We start from the raw sequence: 16,774 nt of genomic DNA on the forward strand, positions 1-16,774 counted from the left end.
ATGTTCCCCAAATCCATGTCCATCGCCGAGTTCGACCCGGAAATCCAGGCCGCCATCGACGCCGAGCGTCTGCGCCAGGAGCAGCACATCGAGTTGATCGCCTCCGAGAACTACGCCTCTCCGCGGGTGATGGAAGCCCAAGGCTCCGTACTCACCAACAAGTACGCCGAAGGCTATCCGGGCAAGCGCTACTACGGTGGCTGCGAGCACGTGGACGTGGTGGAGCAACTGGCCATCGATCGCGCCTGCCAGCTGTTCGGCGCGGACTGGGCTAACGTGCAGCCGCACTCCGGCTCCCAGGCCAACGCCGCCGTCTACATGGCGGTGCTCAACCCCGGTGACACCGTGCTGGGCATGAGCCTGGACGCCGGCGGTCACCTGACCCACGGTGCCAAGCCGAACTTCTCCGGCAAGATGTACAACGCTATCCAGTACGGTCTGGACAACGACACCGGCCTGATCGACTACGACCAGGTTGAAGAGCTGGCCCGCGAGCACAAGCCGAAAATGATCGTCGCCGGCTTCTCCGCTTATTCCCAGGTGGTGGACTGGCAGCGTTTCCGCGCCATCGCCGATGAGGTGGGCGCGGTGCTGATGGTGGACATGGCCCACGTGGCCGGTCTGGTCGCCGCCGGCGTCTATCCGAGCCCGGTGGGCATCGCCGACATCACCACCACCACCACCCACAAGACCCTGGGCGGTCCTCGTGGCGGCCTGATCATGGGTAAAGCCAACGAAGACCTGCAGAAGAAGATCAACTCCGCCGTCTTCCCCGGTGGCCAGGGTGGTCCTCTGGAGCACGTGATCGCGGCCAAGGCGATCTGCTTCAAGGAAGCCATGGATGAATCCTTCAAGAGCTACCAGCGGAACGTGGTCAAGAACGCCCAGGCCATGGCCAAGGTGTTCATCGACCGTGGCTTCGATGTGGTTTCCAGCGGCACCGAAAACCACCTGTTCCTGCTCAGCCTGATCAAGCAGGACATTACCGGTAAGGATGCCGACGCCGCCCTCGGCCGCGCCCACATCACCGTCAACAAGAACGCCGTTCCCAACGACCCGCGTTCCCCGTTCGTCACCTCTGGCCTGCGCATCGGCTCCCCCTCCATCACCCGCCGCGGCTTCAACGAGCAGGACGCCACCGAGCTGGCCGGCTGGATCTGCGACATCCTGGAGAACATGGGCGACGAGAGCGTCATTGATGAAGTGCGCGGGAAGGTCGCCGAGATCTGCGCGCGGTTGCCGGTCTATGAGCGGTAACAAAGTGAATAGTTAACAGGGAACAGTTAACAGCGAAAAACGGGGGTCATGGATGACGGACCGGCATGTGGCGCGGGGAAATCCCGCGCTTTTGCGTTGAGGGTGGTGAAAAGCTGCCAATACCTGAGGACTCGGAAAAGCGAGTACGTACTCAGTAAACAGTTGCTGCGTAGCGGCACGGCTATTGGCGCCCTGGTTCGGGAGGCCGAGTACGCGGAGAGCCGGGCTGACTTCATACACAAGATGCATATGGCTCTGAAAGAGGCCAATGAAACGGACTACTGGATAGATCTGTTGTCGGAAGCAGGCTACTTTGGCCCGGACGCGGGTCTGTCCATGCGCGCTGACTGTCAGGAACTGTTACGGATCTTGATCGCCATTATCAAAACCGCCAAAAGTCAGCGATAATGAGCTTGTTTCCTCTATTCACTGTTCACTTTTAACTGTCAACTGGTCTTCCCATGTACTGTCCTTTCTGCGGCGCGCAAGATACCAAGGTGATCGATTCGCGGCTGGTGGCCGATGGCGGCCAGGTGCGGCGTCGCCGTGAGTGTCTGAGCTGCAATGAGCGGTTCACCACCTTTGAAACCGCCGAGCTGGTGATGCCGCGGGTGATCAAGTCCGACGGTACCCGTCAGCCGTTCGATGAGAACAAGCTTCGTGCCGGTATGCAGCGGGCACTGGAGAAGCGTCCGGTGAGCGTGGAGGATCTGGAAGCCGCCATCAGTCGCATTTGTCATCAACTGAGGGCCACCGGTGAGCGGGAATTGCCGGCGCGGGAGCTGGGGGAATTCGTCATGGAGGCGTTACAACAGTTGGACGACGTGGCCTATGTGCGCTTCGCCTCGGTCTACCGCAGCTTTCAGGATATTTCCGAATTCGCCGCCGAAGTGGATCGGTTGCGAAGCCGGGCTGGTGATAAAAAGGACGGCAAGGACGGTGCATGAGCGATCTGGCCTTTGATCAGCACTGCATGATCCGGGCCCTGCAACTGGCCCGGCAAGGACTTTATACCACCGACCCCAACCCGCGCGTGGGCTGTGTACTGGCCAAGGGCGGGCGGATCATCGCCGAGGGCTTCCATGCCCGCGCCGGCGAACCTCACGCGGAACGTCATGCCCTCGCCGCCGCTGGCGCCGGAGCGCGCGGCGCCACCGCCTATGTCACTCTGGAACCTTGCTCCCACACCGGCCGTACCGGTCCCTGCGCCGATGCTCTGATCGAGGCTGGCGTGGTCCGGGTGGTGGCGGCCATGGAGGACCCGAATCCTCAAGTGGCCGGTAATGGTTTTAGCACGTTGCGCGCCGCCGGCATCCAGGTGGACGTGGGTCTGCAAGAGAGTGAAGCCCGGGCGCTTAACCCCGGCTTCATCCGCCGTATGCGCGGCGAACGGCCCTGGGTGAGGATCAAGGTGGCCGCCAGTGTGGACGGACGCACCGCCATGGCCAGCGGCGAATCCCAGTGGATCACCGGCCCGGAGGCCCGCGAGGACGTGCAGAGGCTGCGTGCGCGCAGCTCGGCGGTGATCACCGGCATCGGCACGGTGCTGGCGGACCGGCCCTCCTACACCGTACGCGCGGATCAGTGGCGACTGGGCGAATACGGCTCCGATCAGGTACGCCAACCCTTGCGGGTGATCCTCGACCGGCGCCTGCGCACGCCGGTGGACGTCCCCGTGGTCTCCGCCGCCGGGCCCTGCCTGGTCGTCGGCGGCGAAGCCCATCCCGAACGGCAACGTGCCCTGGAAGCGGCCGGCGCCGAAGTCATGCACCTGCCCAGCTCCGGCTCCGGCGTGGATCTGAAAGCGTTGCTGGCGGAGCTGAGCCGCCGGGAATGCAACGAAATCCTGGTGGAATGCGGTGCCACCCTGGCCGGGGCCTTCGTCCGCGAAGCGCTGTTCGACGAATTGATTGTCTACATGGCACCGGCGCTGCTCGGCACCGACGCCCGTGGCCTGCTCACCTTGCCGCTGGTACGCATGGCGGAAAAAGTATCCCTGCGCTGGGCCGATGTGCGGCAACTGGGCAACGACCTGCGGCTGACGCTGGTGCCAGGATATTGAGGTGATAGCGATTCATGGCATTCGCTTCCCAGCTCCCCGCAAGGGGGATGAAACCGTACCCCGGTCTGCAGTGGCTCCGGGACGCCCCTGAGGGCGAGTGATCCTGAGTTCTCCGGGTGGACCGCTTCGCAAGCCGTGGCGGTTGTCGAATCCCGGCTTTTCCGTTCGACCACAAGGTAACTGTGGCCCGAACGGGAGCCGAACATGCCGCTGATCCTTTATGCCCATCCTTTCTCGTCCTACTGTCAAAAGGCGCTAATCGCCTTCTACGAAAACGATGTCCCCTTTGAGTTGCGCATGTTGTCGCCGGAGCATGAAGCTAATCAGGCGGCGTTCGCTGAGCTGTGGCCCATCAAGCGGTTTCCGCTGCTGGTGGAGGGGGATCGTCCGGTGCCGGAGGCGACGGTGATCATCGAATATCTGCAAGTCCATTATCCCGGCCCGGTTTCACTGATTCCGGCGTCGCCGGATGTGGCCCTGGAGGTTCGTTTCCTGGACCGGTTCTTCGACAACTATGTGAGCGCACCGCAGATGCGGATTGTGTTCGATGCCCTGCGCGCGCCGGGTGACCGGGATCCTTACGGCGTTACCCTGGCCCGGCAGCAACTGGATATCGCCTATCAATGGCTGGAAGACAACCTGGGAAAAGGCCCCTGGGCCATGGGGGATGCCTTCACCCTGGCGGATTGCGCCGCCGCGCCGTCATTGTTCTATGCGGACTGGACTCACCCGATGGACGGCCGCTTTCCCCGCGTGGCCGCCTACCGGCGGCGCCTGCTGGCGCGGCCGGCGTTTGCCCGCGCCGTGGAAGAGGCCAGGCCTTATCGGCCTTTGTTCCCCTTGGGCGCGCCGGATCGGGACTAACCAATGGATGGGCCGGTCAAATAATTCAGCAGCAGATCGTACAGCTCGTCCTGAAGCCGTTGTTGTTCTGGCGCTGATGGGTAATCACTCACTGCCCGGTGGGCCACCGCCTCCAGACTGGTTTCCACCACCACGGCGGCCAGCGCCGGCTCGCGCCCGGCAGCCAGCCGACTGGCGTGACGGCATAAAAAGGCCTCGATCAGGCCGGTGAGGCGGCGGCTGGTGTCCCGCGCCCGGCGCAGGCGGTCCACGTTGGGGAGCTGCTCCATCAACACCCGGTGCAGCGCCGGGTCCAGGCGTTGCATGTCCAGGCCGGCGTGAATCAATGCCCGCAGGCCACCCTCCAGACTGGCCGCTTCATCGCCCTCCAAAGCCCTGTCCATCACCTTCAGAAGGCCTTGGGCATGGCGATCCACCAGCGCCGCCACCAGCGATTCCAGATTGGGAAAGTACTGATACAGCGACCCGATGCTGACGCCCGCCCGTTCGGCGATGCGGGCGGTGGTGCTGCCCTTGTAATCGTGGGCCACCAAAACCTGAGCCGTGGCTTCCAGCAAGGCCTCCACGGTGGCGCGGGAACGGGCCTGACGCGGCTGTTTACGGGGTTCCGTGGGTATCGGTGAGGGCGGCATGGCGGTGCCCGGAATGCGAATGGGAAATATGAGGAAACACTCGCATAATTTTTGAAGCGCAACAACATCGCCATGCTTCGAACCACTGTCATCCATTACTGCAAACAAGGAGCCCGCTATGTCCTCCGTCGCCGTCAATCTGCGACAAGCCTTGGACACCATTCCCGACGATCAGCCTTTTTCCCTGCTCGGCCACCATCGCTGCGACGAGGAGTCCATGGTCGGGGTGATCACCATTCACAATACCCGTCCCGATGGCAGTTGGGAGCGCCACCCACGTGGCGATGAGCTGCTGGTGATCCTGGACGGCCGTATGACCATGCGGGTGCGGCAGCCGGATGGCGCCTTGCTGGCCCATGAGCTCGCTCCAGGGCATGCGCTGTTGATCCCCCGTGGCCTGCCGCACACGGCCACTCTGCATACCCCTTCCATCAAGGTGCTGTTCGTCACTCCCCGGTATGGCACCGAGGAGTGGGTGGAGCCGGTGCCCGCCGGTTAAGTCCTTCCTGATTCATATGGCCGCGCCGGTCCGCATGCCCGACCGGCGTTTTGTCATGCGCGGAAAGCTCCCCAAAGAGTCCGCGATTTGACTCCTCGTGCTCGGTACTACCGTATCGGATTGATGGTAGACAGGGCTCTGAATATGTCTTTCCCAGGTATGGGGTGTTGGCTTTAATGTTCCTTAACTTATTGATTAATAAAGGTATAAATAAAATATAGTGAAATAATGAAAAGGGATATCAAGACATGACACATAAACTTGTTATTGACATAAATTTATGTGTCATATAATACTGCCCCTATGGGTGGCACCACCGCCACGACGGAGCAGGGAGAACCTCATGTACGCACAGCAGGTGGATACCGGCGCCAAGCGCCTGAAAAACCTGGAGGAGATGAGTCCGGAAGAGAGGCACTTCCAGGAGAAGGTGGATGCGGAAGTGCGCATTGAGCCGAAGAACTGGATGCCCGAAGGCTACCGCAAGACGCTGATCCGGCAGATCTCGCAGCACGCCCATTCCGAGATCGTCGGCATGCTGCCGGAAGGCAACTGGCTGACCCGGGCGCCGACCTTGAAGCGTAAGTTGCAGCTGATGGCGAAGATCCAGGACGAAGCCGGTCACGGCCTGTACCTGTACAGCGCCATGGAGACCCTCGGCGCCGACCGCGACGAGGAAATCGAAAAGCTGCATCGCGGCGAGGTGAAATTCTCCTCCATCTTCACCTACCCGACATTGACCTGGGCCGACATGGGCGCCATCGGCTGGTTGGTGGACGGTGCCGCCATCGTCAACCAGGTGCCGCTGCAGCGTTGCTCCTACGGACCCTATGCCCGCGCCATGATCCGCGTGTGCAAGGAAGAGAGTTTCCACCAGCGCCAGGGTTACGAAATCCTGCTGACCATGATGCGCGAGGGCACCGACGAGCAGAAAGCCATGGTGCAGGACGCCATCAACCGTTTCTGGTGGCCATCGCTGATGATGTTCGGTCCCTCCGACGCCAATTCGCCGAACTCCGCCCAATCCATGGCCTGGAAAATCAAACGCCACGGCAACGACGAATTGCGCCAGCGCTTCCTTGACCAGACCGTGCCGCAACTGGAATTCCTTGGCTGCACCGCGCCGGACCCGGATCTGAAATGGAACGAGGAAACCGGTCATTACGACTTCGGCGAGATCGACTGGCAGGAGTTCTTCGACGTGCTCAAGGGCCACAGCCCTTGCGGTATCGAGCGCATCCAACAACGTAAAAGCGCCATCGACGAAGGCCGGTGGGTGCGCGACGCCGCCGTGGCTTATGCCCGGAAGCAAGAACAGAAAGCGAAAAGCGCCGCCTGAACTGAATCAACCCATCGAGACGAACATGGCTGACTGGACCCTCTACGAAGTTTTCGTGCGCAGCAAGCACGGCCTCAATCACAAACACGTGGGCAGCGTGCACGCCGCTGACGCCCAAATGGCTTTGGAAAATGCTCGTGAGCTGTACACCCGCCGAAGCGAAGGCGTGAGCCTCTGGGTGGTACCCGCCGAGCAGATCACCGCCAGCGCCGGCGACGAGAAAGAACCTTTCTTCGACCCGGCCGACGACAAGGTCTACCGCCACGCCAGCTTCTACAAGCTGCCCCCTGAAGTGGATCAGATGTGAGGAGCGCGACCATGACAAACGCTTTCTCCGACACCCGGAACGCGCTGGCCGAATACCTGTTACGCTTGGCCGACACCGATATGGTATTGGCGCAGCGGCTCTGCGAATGGTGCGGCAACGCCCCGGCGCTGGAAGAAGAAGTGGCGATGATGAATGTGGGTCTGGACCTGCTTGGCCAGGCGCGCAACTGGTATGACTACGCCGCCGAACTGCTCGACGACGGCCGCGATGCCGATCATCTGGCGTTCCGCCGCAATGAACGGGAATACCGCAATCTGTTGATCGCGGAGCAACCCCGTGGCGACTACGCCGTCACCACCGCCAAGCAGTTCCTGTTCGACGTTTGGCACCACTTGGTGCTCTCCCGGCTCACCGAATCCGGTGACGAACGCATCGCCGCGGTCGCCGCCAAGGCCCTCAAGGAAGCCACCTACCACCGCCGCCGTTCCACCGAATGGATGCTGCGGCTGGGGCAGGGCACCGAGGAAAGCCATCGCCGTCTCTCCGATGCGGTGCAAAACCTGTGGCGCTTCACCTATGAACTCACCGACACCGATGCCCTTGAAGACCGGCTCTCCGAAGCGGGCATCGGCGCCGGCAACGTGGGCGATGCCTGGCGCACCGAGGTGGCTCGAGTGTTCAGCGAAGCTGGCCTGGAGCAGCCTGAGCCGGCACGCCACTTCTACATGGACGGCAAAAACGGCAAGCACACCGAGCACCTTGGCTTTTTGCTGGCCGAGATGCAGTACCTGCAACGGGCGTACCCCGATGCAGTCTGGTGAGTTGATCTTCCGTGAGCGGGCCGCGTTCACCGGAACGCCCCTTGGTGAGGCGGATCTCGAGCGCGCCTGGGACTGTCTGGCGCAGGTAATGGACCCGGAAGTGCCGGTGGTCAGCGTCGTCGATCTCGGCATGATCCGCGCGGTGGCGTGGCGAGAAGGCCACTTGCACGTGCAAGTCTCGCCCACCTACTCCGGCTGCCCGGCCACCGAGGTGATCGAGCGCGATGTCAGAGACGCGCTGGAGCACTTTGGTTTTCACAGCCCGCGAATCGAGCGAGTGCTGGCCCCGGCCTGGACCACGGACTGGATTACCGACCAGGGCCGTGCGGCGCTCAAGGCCTATGGCATCGCGCCTCCGCCGAAAGGGCAGGGCCGGGATACGCTTCGGGACCCGGGGCCGGCGGCCTGCCCGCATTGCGGCGGCATCGACACCGAGCAACTCAGCGAATTCGGCTCCACCGCGTGCAAGGCGCTTTATCGTTGCCGCGATTGCCTGGAACCGTTCGACTACTTCAAGTGCCTTTAAAAGAAGAGCGCCTGACATGAACCAATTTCATTCATTAAAAATTCGCGAGGTGCGGCCGGAAACCCGCGAGGCGGTGTCCATCGCTTTCGATATTCCGCCGGAACTGAGCGACGCTTTCCGTTTCACCCAGGGCCAGCATCTGATCGTCCGTACCCACATGGACGGTGAGGAAGTACGTCGCTCCTACTCCATCTGCGCCGGCGTCAACGACGGTGACCTGCGTGTGGCGGTGAAGAAAGTGCCCGGTGGCCGTTTCTCCGCCTTCGCCAATGGCCAACTTAAAGAAGGCGACACTCTGGAGGTCATGCCGCCCAGTGGCCACTTCTACATCGATCTGGACCCGGCGCGGGAAGCCGGATACCTGGCGGTGGCCGCCGGCAGCGGCATCACGCCGATTCTGTCGATCATAAAAACCACCCTGGAAACCGAACCGAAAAGCCGCTTCACGCTGCTTTATGGCAATCGCTCCAGTAACTCCACCCTGTTCCGGGAAGCGCTCAGCGACCTGAAGAACGCCTACCTCGGTCGCCTGAACATCATCTATCTGTTCAGCCGCGAGCAACAGGATGTGGATCTCTACAATGGCCGCCTCGACGCCGACAAATGCGATGCCATCTTCTCTCGCTGGCTCGACACCCCGAACCTGCACGCCGCCTTCCTCTGCGGCCCGCAATCCATGACCGAAACCGTGCGCGACCGTCTTGTCGCCAATGGTCTGGAAAAAAGCCGGGTGCATTTTGAGCTGTTCGGCGTGGAAGGGCGGACGCAACGTCCGCACCGGCGCCCGGAGGAGGTTTCCGCGCATGAGGCCAGGACGGAAGTCACCATCATCGCCGACGGCCGCGAAGTGCGCGTTGAACTGCCCCGTGACTCCAAGAACATCCTTGATGCCGCCAACGAGCAGGGCGCGGACTTGCCGTTCTCCTGCAAGGCCGGCGTCTGCTCCACCTGCCGTTGCAAGGTGGTGCAAGGCGAAGTGGAAATGGACAACAACTTTGCTCTGGAGGACTACGAAGTCGCCGCCGGCTACGTGCTCTCCTGCCAGAGCTACCCGATCACCGACAAGGTCGTCCTCGACTTCGATCAGCCATAGGGAGCCTCCGGGCGACGCCGGCATCGCCCGGAGGGTCTGGATCGCTACAGACCATTCACCATGGTTCGCTAAATAGCCGCCATGTATACGCAGACAAAACAGGAGCCACGCCATGACCGTCCTCCAAAGCTACCTTGCCGGCCAATGGTTCGGCAGCCAGGCCGCCAAACCCCTGGCCAGCGCCATCAATGGCGAAATCGTTGCCCACACCCATGACGATGCCCCCGACTTCGCCGCCGCCGTGGACTATGCCCGTACCACCGGCACCCGCGAACTGCTCAAGCTCGACTTCCAGCAACGGGCCGCCCGCCTCAAGGCCATGGCGCTCTACCTGCAGGAACACAAAAAAGAGCTCTACACGCTCTCGCGCCACACCGGCGCCACCAAAGGCGACAACGCCTTCGACATCGACGGCGGCTTCGGCACCCTGTTCGCCTACGCCAGCATGGGCCGTAAGGAACTGCCCTCCGGCAATGTCCTCCATGAAGGTCCGGTGATGCCCCTCGGCAAGAACAACCACTTTGCCGGCACCCACATTCTGGTGCCGCGCCGTGGCGTCGCCGTGCACATCAACGCCTTCAACTTCCCGGTCTGGGGCATGTTGGAAAAATTCGCCGGTAACTTCCTCGCCGGCATGCCCTGCATCGTCAAACCGGCCACCGCCACCAGTTACCTCACCGAGGCCTGTGTGCGCCTGATGCAGGACTCCGGCGCGCTGCCGGACGGCGCTCTGCAACTGGTCATCGGTGGCACCGGGGATCTGCTCGACCAACTCGACGAACAGGACATGGTCACCTTCACCGGCTCGGCCAGCACCGCCCGCAAACTGCGGGCGCACCCGAACCTGATCAACCGCTCCATCCCCTTCAACGCCGAAGCGGACTCTCTTAACAGCGCGATCCTCGCCCCCGACGTCACCCCGGACGACGAGGAATTCGACCTGCTGGCCAAGGAAGTGGTCCGCGAAATGACCGTCAAGGCCGGCCAGAAATGCACCGCCATCCGCCGCATTCTGGTGCCCCGGCAGCACCTGGATGCCTTCGCCGACCGCCTGATTCAGCGCCTGGAAAAAGTCACCATGGGTGACCCGGACGAAGAAGGCGTGCGCATGGGCGCGCTGGCCTCCCTGGACCAGAAAGAAGACGTGGCCGCCGCCGTTAACGACCTGCTCAACACCAGCGAATGTATTTTTGGCGGCAACGGTGACCTGCAGCCCATCGGCCAGGGCACCGACAAAGGCGCCTTCTTCGGCCCGCGCCTGCTGCGCAGCAAAGCCCCCCACGCCGACGGCGGCGCCCACGACATCGAAGCCTTCGGCCCGGTCAGCACCTTGATGGGCTATGGCGACCTGGACGAAGCCATCGCCCTGGCCGACAAAGGCAAAGGCAGCCTGGTCACCACCTTCGCTACCAAAGACCCGCAAAACGCTGCCCGCGCCATCCCCGTGCTTGCCGCCCGCCACGGCCGCCTGCAAGTACTCAACGCCGAATCCGCCCAGGAATCCACCGGCCATGGCGCGCCGCTGCCCATGCTCAAACACGGCGGCCCCGGCCGCGCTGGCGGCGGTGAAGAACTCGGCGGCATCCGCGCCGTGCGCCACTACCTCCAACGCACCGCCATCCAAGGCTCCCCCACCATGCTCGCCGCCGTCACCGGCGAATACGTGCGCGGCGCCGACGTCCTCGAAACCGAAGTGCACCCCTTCCGCCGCCACTTCGACGACCTCGCCATCGGCGAATCCTTGCTCACCCACCGCCGCACCGTCACCGAAGCCGACATCGTCAACTTCGGCTGCCTCTCCGGCGACCACTTCTACATGCACTTCGACGAAATCGCCGCCAAGGACTCCCAATTCGGCAAACGCATCGCCCACGGCTACTTCCTCCTCTCCGCCGCCGCCGGCCTGTTCGTTTCCCCGGCGCCGGGCCCGGTACTGGCCAACTACGGCCTCGACACCCTGCGCTTCATCACCCCCGTCGGCGCCGGCGACACCATCCGCGCCCGCCTTACCTGCAAACGCAAAATCGACCAAGGCAAAGCTGGCCCCGACGGCACCCCGCAAGGCGTGGTGGTCTGGGACGTGCAGGTCACCAATCAGAACGACGAATTGGTTGCCAGCTACGACATCCTGACGCTGGTGGCGAAGAAGAAAGGGGACGCATGACTCATGCGGTGAGTTAGTCCTTACTCCTTAATTCAAGGCTTACTTGGTGATGGCCGCTCCTTTTGGGGCGGCCTTTTTTTGCACCACGGCTAAGGTTGTATGTACTGTTGAACTTTTAAGGGGTTTACACCTATTCTCTGGGAACTGAAGTTCTCATGTTGAGAGGAATCTGGGAGGGGGAATGAAGAAAAAAGAGGGCTTAAGGACAAATGGGTATTACGAGACCCCGGACTGGGTTGCCGATCTTCTTGCAAAAAATATTGATTTTAAGAAGAAGTCACAAGTGATTGACCTGGGCGTTGGGAAGGGTGCTCTTTCTAAAGCAGTCCTAAGAAGATCTCCGGCCAGTAAGATTACAGCACTAGATATCAACGGTAAGTTTGAGAAGGATCTTGATGGTGTTGTAAGCGAATTTCATAAATACGATTTAGTTTCTAATAATCTAGAAGATTCTTTATTAAAAAACAACTTAAGCAGAATAATTGTATCTAACCCCCCTTTCGGAAGAGTGCCTTTGAATAACGAAACGCGGGATATGTTGGTAAAATCAGGAGTGATTCCATTTGGTAAGGCGCCTGCAAAAACAAGAATGGAAGCTATTTTTTTGGCAAAAGCTCTATCGACGAAGAAGAAAGTGTCGTCGGTCGCATTTGTTGTTTCGTCTTCATTTATATACTCAAATTATTGGTCTTTGTTAAGGCACACTTTGATTGAAAAGCACGGCCTTTGGAAAGTTATATTGCTTCCCTCTTCAGCCTTTCAGGGGACAGAAGTCGAGTCTGCTATAATTTTTTTAAAATCTGGCGCTAAAGTTAAAAATGTATTATTTGAAGATTATATAAAAATCGATGAAAGAAAAGATTTTTCTGTAAGCCCTTCGGATTTTTTTGAAGGCAACGTAAGGGATGTGAAAATTTCAGAAAAAGATTCCACATTAGGTAGTTTGGTAGAAGAGATGTATCGCGGTGTGAGCTGTGCAAAGTATCTAAAGGTTAAAAGGATAGATCATATTCATAGCTCTGATGTTAGTTGCCTTCACTCAAAAAGAATACAACTCCCAAGCAGAGCCTATAATAGCGAACAGGAAAAGGTGGCGAAGCCAGGGGATATATTGGTGGCTCGTGTCGGAACTCGATGCTTGGGCAAGGCTGTTTATATCGAATCTGGTGGGTCGATAATAACAGATTCCGTTATAAGTATTAGAGTTCCTTCGGATAGAAGAGAAGAGGTTTTCCGAAGAATTATTTCCCAGGATGGACAGGATTGGTTGAGAAACTATTCAAGAGGGGCATGCGCCAAAATTATTACATATTCTACAATGCAAAACTTTCCTTTGGGGGCGCGATGAAGTTACCAGACCAGTGGGAGTTTTTTTATGACGATATCTGCTCAAGAGTTAAGCTGTTATCTGCATCCGGGATATGGCCATTTCACCAAGATTCTCTGACGGCATGGCTTGGAAATTTCTCTAAAGACGAGCATAAATATATCGCAGCGCACATATTGGACAGGCTGATTTTTCGTACAGAGAAGATGACAGAGTCAGCGTACCAGACCTTTTTTTCTACTCACTTTAGAGCCTATGTTAAAAAAAATTTATCGGGGAGCGTCGGATCCCTTGACGTATGGCTCCGTCAACTTAGGGAAAGAACGGATTATTTTACTAAAGAAATTGTCATCTGCTCTGTAACCAAGGCTGGAGAGCATGGTGAATCAGGTAGCCACATGCTGAGGATATTGAGCGGCGGAATATTAAATGAGAGATACATATTCCCTGTCGACACTAAACCTCTGTCGGATTTGAAAGGGAAGATTATTCTTATCGTTGACGATTTTGTTGGGTCGGGTTCGCAATTTTTTTCATTTGCGGAAGCTTGCGGGCTAAGGGAAGCCGCAGAAAAAAATAAGATAATATATGCTCCTTCTATGGCTTACTGCGAAGGCGTTGTATCAATAAATGAAAAAAAATATGGGATTGATCTGTACCCTTTGGAAGTTGTATCCCAAAAAGATAGGTTTTTTTCACATAAAGCTAAAGCTAATTTTCGTGGCGATGACATAAACACTGAGAAAGAAGTTATCGAATGTTATGCTGAGATGCGCCATTTAAATAGGAACTTTGGTCGTGGTGCTTGGTTCGGGCGTGACAAAACTAGTTTATGTGTAGGGTTCCAATGGGGATGCCCAAACCAATCATTGGGTGTCATGTGGTACGACGGTGGAGATGATTGGCATAAATTGGTCAGAAGGCGGGGCGGTCAATGAGTTTGAGATCTGTAATACATAAGTTTTCAACAGCTAGGGCTGAATTTCACTCAACGACGCAAAGCGTTTACGGTCGCTTCGTTGTTCCGCCGTTCATAGATATCATTGATTTGGTGAAAATCGACCACTCGATGGCGATAGTTGGTGGCCGCGGCTGTGGGAAAACCACTTATGTAAGGTATTTTTCCCATTGGACGCAGTTTGATAGAAATAGAACTGAAATCGATCCAGAGGCTATAAAGTGCGTAGTGTTCTACTGGAAGCCTGATACCGCCTATTGCCGCTCTCTTTCGCAAGGTTGGCTGAGCGAGGATAACGCGAGGATATTTTTCTACTCGCTTTCCGCTGCTTCTTTGTTATACGAAATTGTGGGATTTTTAGAGAATGCTGGGTACCACTATCCTGAAATACTAAATCAATTAGAAAATAGCCGTGATTTTTGGAGCAAAATAAAAAAGATTTCTGGAGAAGCCTTTCGCTCTCTGTCAGATTTGAAAGAATGGCTTGATGAAGCTCTTTATGATATTCAAATTAACATAAACATTAATGATGTATCTAATACGGTTAAGATGCACCCTAAGGCCGTCATGGATCTCATATTGCCTGTGTTGGTGAGGGATTGTTCAACCCTAAGAGACACAAGATTCAAAATATTTGTAGATGAGTTTGAAAATTTAGCTGAGTATCAACAAAAAATCATTAATAACTTTAGAAAGCATTCGGACGCTTTTCTAAGTTGGAATGTTGCACATAAACGGTTTGCTCAGCTTTCGAATTCTACTGACGGCGATGAAAAGCTTCAACATGATAATGACTATCGAGAATATGTTCTGGATGAAAGCTTCAAAGATGAAAAAGAGCAGAAGTTTTTTCTTTGCGAATTACTTCTTCTTGGTCTTCTGGGGGCTGGCCTTGAATGTGAGATAAAAGGTCTTGACCAAAAAGCGTTAGGTGATAGATCAAGGCTTGCTTTGCGGAGTAGGGTTGAATATAGAAATAGAGTTCTCGAAGTCGCGAAACGCATCTTGCCACCTGTTTCGAATAGATATCTGGCCGGCATCGCGATAAAAATATCTTCAGTAAGAAAATTTACCGAGAATGCTTTAAAAAAGATCAAAGGCCTGCCGCATGGCCATATAGAAAAGATGATAAACGATTATCCAGATGTTGCGATCGCCACTGTTGCTATTTCATCGCAAAGATCATTTTTAGTACATGATTTGATAAGTTTTATTGAGAGCGATTACTCAGCCAGCCACAAATACTCTCAGCGCGTTCAGACGTATCTGGTTACTGCTCTTTTAAATTTAAATTCTAGGTATAGTTACATAACCATACCAATATACTCTGGTGTTGATCGATTTTGTCGCCTCTCTATGTTTAATATCCGACATTTTTTTGACCTTTGCTATAATACTTTTAAGTTTTTTGATGATCGAGATGATGAGGTTTTGTCACTTGAGTCATTCCCTAGTATGTCGCTAGATAGTATGCATAAAGGGGCTATAAGTTCCAGTTCTAGTATAATTAAGGAAATACCCACTTATACTCCTATGGGCTTAACCTTAAATGCTCTCGTGAATCGCCTCGGCGGAATATTTCAAGTATGGCAGAGAGGCACAAATCAATCAGAGCCGGAAAGGACGCATTTTTATATTTTGAATGACTTTGGCTCTTTGCCTGCTAACATTAAGGCTCTTATAGATCAGGCTAAATGCTGGCGAGTTCTTGTTGAATACCCCGCTACAAAAGATAAAAATTCCAACAGTTCTTCTGGATACGAATATCAATTAAATCCCATTTATGCTCCCTATTTCGGGATTTCGTATAGAAAAATTCGCCGGATAGAATTTACAGAGTCTGATTTTGTAAAAATTTGCTTTGGTGATAGCTCGGAGTACGAATTAATAAGGAATAAGCATATTGAAATGTCAAAATCTTTGTTGGCTAAGAACGACCGCTCAGGAGGTGGTCAGGGGGCTCTGTTCTGATGTTGGCGATAACGGAATGGAAGATTTTTCACGACGCCGAAGAAAAGCAGGCACTGAGTTTTGGTTATAAAAGAGCTTTTTTCGGTCATAACTTGGATATCGATGATAGGCTAAAATGGCTTTCTCTTTCGGCTTCGTCAGCTTCTTGTGACATTGAAGAGGTGATTTATGATAATGATTCCGCAAGACTGATTTTTTCGCGCTTGGGTACTTACTCTATTAATGAATTGTCTCATATCCAAAAATTTTCCGGGAAAGTATTGTTTGATGCCACTTCCCTTTTGCTGCCGGAACTTCTTTATCTAATGGACTGGGCGCATGCTACTAATCAACTCTTTGATGTTATTTATGTCGAGCCTGACGGTTATGCATATGAACATAAGTCAAAGGTAGGATTGCAAGGCCTCGACTACTCTCTTTCTGAAGATGGCCCAGGTCTTTGTATGCTTCCCCGTTTTGTTTTCCCGATGGAGGACAGCAGGTTGGTGGTCGGCTTAGGGTATGAGTCTCATAGATTCGGAGCTATGTTGTCGTCTGATGAAATTAGTCCGCAGAACATAACCGGCGTTTTGGCAGTTCCTCCATTTGTCTTAGGGTGGGAAACAAATTCCTACTCTAAGAACCACAGAATTATGGATCAGGCTCGGAAGGACTGCGATGCCTCCTTTATGTCGACTGCGGCTAATGATCCTATTCAGAACTATAAAGTTTTATCAGAGTTACTTCAGTCAGAAAAAGCGTTGAGGAAGCGCCCTAAAATTCATCTGGCGCCTATCGGAACTAAGCCTGCCGCGCTTGCCATGGCTTGGTTCGCAATTAATAACAAAGGCGTAAGCGTATTGTACGATTTTATCAAGAAAAAACCAAAAAGGACTGAAGGTGTAGGAAAGGTTCATTTATGGGAGTTTTCGAAGGACTAGAAGAAGGCATTATTTGGGAGTAAAATAAAAGCACTGCCTCCGGGTGCGGCAACACCCGAAGGCAGCTAACCAC

17 protein-coding genes are annotated in these 16,774 nt (G+C 55.8%); 16 read left to right on the forward strand and 1 reads right to left on the reverse strand.

Annotated elements, in window-relative coordinates; genetic code table 11:
• From glyA to RYH70_RS03995, 5 genes are all read left to right on the forward strand, one after another.
• Positions 1-1,257 (forward strand): serine hydroxymethyltransferase, encoded by a 1,257-nt coding sequence (gene glyA / locus RYH70_RS03975; RefSeq protein WP_022993821.1) that lies wholly within the window; start codon positions 1-3, stop codon positions 1,255-1,257.
• Between the two features lie 48 nt (positions 1,258-1,305).
• Positions 1,306-1,665, forward strand: coding sequence for a four helix bundle protein (locus RYH70_RS03980; RefSeq protein ID WP_116027638.1), 360 nt, complete (start codon positions 1,306-1,308; stop codon positions 1,663-1,665).
• A gap of 53 nt (positions 1,666-1,718) precedes the next feature.
• Positions 1,719-2,204: a transcriptional regulator NrdR gene (nrdR, locus tag RYH70_RS03985; RefSeq protein WP_022993819.1), complete on the forward strand. Its 486-nt coding sequence runs from the start codon at positions 1,719-1,721 to the stop codon at positions 2,202-2,204.
• Positions 2,201-3,319, forward strand: coding sequence for a bifunctional diaminohydroxyphosphoribosylaminopyrimidine deaminase/5-amino-6-(5-phosphoribosylamino)uracil reductase RibD (ribD, locus tag RYH70_RS03990; protein ID WP_317009801.1), 1,119 nt, complete (start codon positions 2,201-2,203; stop codon positions 3,317-3,319). The genes nrdR and ribD overlap by 4 nt, the downstream gene beginning before the upstream one ends.
• Positions 3,320-3,523: 204 nt before the next feature.
• The gene (locus RYH70_RS03995; RefSeq protein ID WP_022993817.1) at positions 3,524-4,183 is read left to right on the forward strand and encodes a glutathione S-transferase family protein; all 660 of its coding nucleotides are present in this window, start codon (positions 3,524-3,526) and stop codon (positions 4,181-4,183) included.
• Here RYH70_RS03995 and RYH70_RS04000 read toward each other — a convergent pair.
• Entirely contained in the window at positions 4,180-4,815 is a 636-nt protein-coding gene (locus RYH70_RS04000) for a TetR/AcrR family transcriptional regulator (RefSeq protein WP_022993816.1), read from the reverse strand. The two genes, RYH70_RS03995 and RYH70_RS04000, sit on opposite strands and share 4 nt — an antisense overlap.
• Before the next feature lie 118 nt (positions 4,816-4,933).
• Here RYH70_RS04000 and RYH70_RS04005 point away from each other — a divergent pair, with 118 nt between their 5' ends.
• The 11 genes from RYH70_RS04005 (at position 4,934) to RYH70_RS04055 (ending at position 16,701) form a co-directional block, all read left to right on the forward strand.
• Positions 4,934-5,314: a cupin domain-containing protein gene (locus tag RYH70_RS04005; protein ID WP_022993815.1), complete on the forward strand. Its 381-nt coding sequence runs from the start codon at positions 4,934-4,936 to the stop codon at positions 5,312-5,314.
• Positions 5,315-5,657: 343 nt separating this feature from the next.
• Entirely contained in the window at positions 5,658-6,653 is a 996-nt protein-coding gene (gene paaA, locus RYH70_RS04010) for a 1,2-phenylacetyl-CoA epoxidase subunit PaaA (RefSeq protein WP_026949454.1), read from the forward strand.
• Between the two features lie 25 nt (positions 6,654-6,678).
• On the forward strand, positions 6,679-6,960 hold the full coding sequence (gene paaB, locus RYH70_RS04015; RefSeq protein WP_014993187.1) for a 1,2-phenylacetyl-CoA epoxidase subunit PaaB: 282 nt from the start codon (positions 6,679-6,681) through the stop codon (positions 6,958-6,960).
• Positions 6,961-6,971: 11 nt separating this feature from the next.
• Positions 6,972-7,742: a 1,2-phenylacetyl-CoA epoxidase subunit PaaC gene (gene paaC / locus RYH70_RS04020; protein ID WP_051414441.1), complete on the forward strand. Its 771-nt coding sequence runs from the start codon at positions 6,972-6,974 to the stop codon at positions 7,740-7,742.
• Complete coding sequence (gene paaD, locus RYH70_RS04025; RefSeq protein ID WP_317009802.1) at positions 7,729-8,268, forward strand: 1,2-phenylacetyl-CoA epoxidase subunit PaaD; 540 nt, start codon at positions 7,729-7,731, stop codon at positions 8,266-8,268. The genes paaC and paaD overlap by 14 nt, the downstream gene beginning before the upstream one ends.
• A 16-nt stretch (positions 8,269-8,284) precedes the next feature.
• Complete coding sequence (paaE, locus tag RYH70_RS04030; RefSeq protein WP_022993811.1) at positions 8,285-9,361, forward strand: 1,2-phenylacetyl-CoA epoxidase subunit PaaE; 1,077 nt, start codon at positions 8,285-8,287, stop codon at positions 9,359-9,361.
• A 112-nt stretch (positions 9,362-9,473) separates the two neighbouring features.
• Positions 9,474-11,525, forward strand: coding sequence for a phenylacetic acid degradation bifunctional protein PaaZ (paaZ, locus tag RYH70_RS04035; RefSeq protein WP_317009803.1), 2,052 nt, complete (start codon positions 9,474-9,476; stop codon positions 11,523-11,525).
• Between the two features lie 181 nt (positions 11,526-11,706).
• Entirely contained in the window at positions 11,707-12,873 is a 1,167-nt protein-coding gene (locus RYH70_RS04040; RefSeq protein ID WP_317009804.1) for an N-6 DNA methylase, read from the forward strand.
• Positions 12,870-13,790: a phosphoribosyltransferase-like protein gene (locus tag RYH70_RS04045; protein WP_317009805.1), complete on the forward strand. Its 921-nt coding sequence runs from the start codon at positions 12,870-12,872 to the stop codon at positions 13,788-13,790. Before RYH70_RS04040 ends, RYH70_RS04045 begins: the two co-directional genes overlap by 4 nt.
• The gene (locus RYH70_RS04050; RefSeq protein WP_317009806.1) at positions 13,787-15,781 is read left to right on the forward strand and encodes an ORC-CDC6 family AAA ATPase; all 1,995 of its coding nucleotides are present in this window, start codon (positions 13,787-13,789) and stop codon (positions 15,779-15,781) included. Before RYH70_RS04045 ends, RYH70_RS04050 begins: the two co-directional genes overlap by 4 nt.
• Positions 15,781-16,701 carry a hypothetical protein gene (locus RYH70_RS04055; RefSeq protein ID WP_317009807.1) on the forward strand — a complete coding sequence of 307 codons (921 nt, stop codon included), beginning with the start codon at positions 15,781-15,783 and terminating at the stop codon, positions 16,699-16,701. The genes RYH70_RS04050 and RYH70_RS04055 overlap by 1 nt, the downstream gene beginning before the upstream one ends.
• Positions 16,702-16,774 lie beyond the last annotated feature (73 nt).

The sequence above is a fragment of the Alloalcanivorax xenomutans genome, from assembly GCF_032810065.1.
Taxonomy (GTDB): domain Bacteria; phylum Pseudomonadota; class Gammaproteobacteria; order Pseudomonadales; family Alcanivoracaceae; genus Alloalcanivorax; species Alloalcanivorax xenomutans.

Excerpts from the sequence above, each read along its gene's own strand:
- glyA (WP_022993821.1), top strand. The coding sequence starts at position 1 with ATGTTCCCCAAATCCATGTCCATCGCCGAGTTCGACCCGGAAATCCAG.
- RYH70_RS03980 (WP_116027638.1), top strand. The coding sequence starts at position 1,306 with ATGGATGACGGACCGGCATGTGGCGCGGGGAAATCCCGCGCTTTTGCG.
- nrdR (WP_022993819.1), top strand. The coding sequence starts at position 1,719 with ATGTACTGTCCTTTCTGCGGCGCGCAAGATACCAAGGTGATCGATTCG.
- ribD (WP_317009801.1), top strand. The coding sequence starts at position 2,201 with ATGAGCGATCTGGCCTTTGATCAGCACTGCATGATCCGGGCCCTGCAA.
- RYH70_RS03995 (WP_022993817.1), top strand. The coding sequence starts at position 3,524 with ATGCCGCTGATCCTTTATGCCCATCCTTTCTCGTCCTACTGTCAAAAG.
- RYH70_RS04000 (WP_022993816.1), bottom strand. The coding sequence starts at position 4,815 with ATGCCGCCCTCACCGATACCCACGGAACCCCGTAAACAGCCGCGTCAG.
- RYH70_RS04005 (WP_022993815.1), top strand. The coding sequence starts at position 4,934 with ATGTCCTCCGTCGCCGTCAATCTGCGACAAGCCTTGGACACCATTCCC.
- paaA (WP_026949454.1), top strand. The coding sequence starts at position 5,658 with ATGTACGCACAGCAGGTGGATACCGGCGCCAAGCGCCTGAAAAACCTG.
- paaB (WP_014993187.1), top strand. The coding sequence starts at position 6,679 with ATGGCTGACTGGACCCTCTACGAAGTTTTCGTGCGCAGCAAGCACGGC.
- paaC (WP_051414441.1), top strand. The coding sequence starts at position 6,972 with ATGACAAACGCTTTCTCCGACACCCGGAACGCGCTGGCCGAATACCTG.
- paaD (WP_317009802.1), top strand. The coding sequence starts at position 7,729 with ATGCAGTCTGGTGAGTTGATCTTCCGTGAGCGGGCCGCGTTCACCGGA.
- paaE (WP_022993811.1), top strand. The coding sequence starts at position 8,285 with ATGAACCAATTTCATTCATTAAAAATTCGCGAGGTGCGGCCGGAAACC.
- paaZ (WP_317009803.1), top strand. The coding sequence starts at position 9,474 with ATGACCGTCCTCCAAAGCTACCTTGCCGGCCAATGGTTCGGCAGCCAG.
- RYH70_RS04040 (WP_317009804.1), top strand. The coding sequence starts at position 11,707 with ATGAAGAAAAAAGAGGGCTTAAGGACAAATGGGTATTACGAGACCCCG.
- RYH70_RS04045 (WP_317009805.1), top strand. The coding sequence starts at position 12,870 with ATGAAGTTACCAGACCAGTGGGAGTTTTTTTATGACGATATCTGCTCA.
- RYH70_RS04050 (WP_317009806.1), top strand. The coding sequence starts at position 13,787 with ATGAGTTTGAGATCTGTAATACATAAGTTTTCAACAGCTAGGGCTGAA.
- RYH70_RS04055 (WP_317009807.1), top strand. The coding sequence starts at position 15,781 with ATGTTGGCGATAACGGAATGGAAGATTTTTCACGACGCCGAAGAAAAG.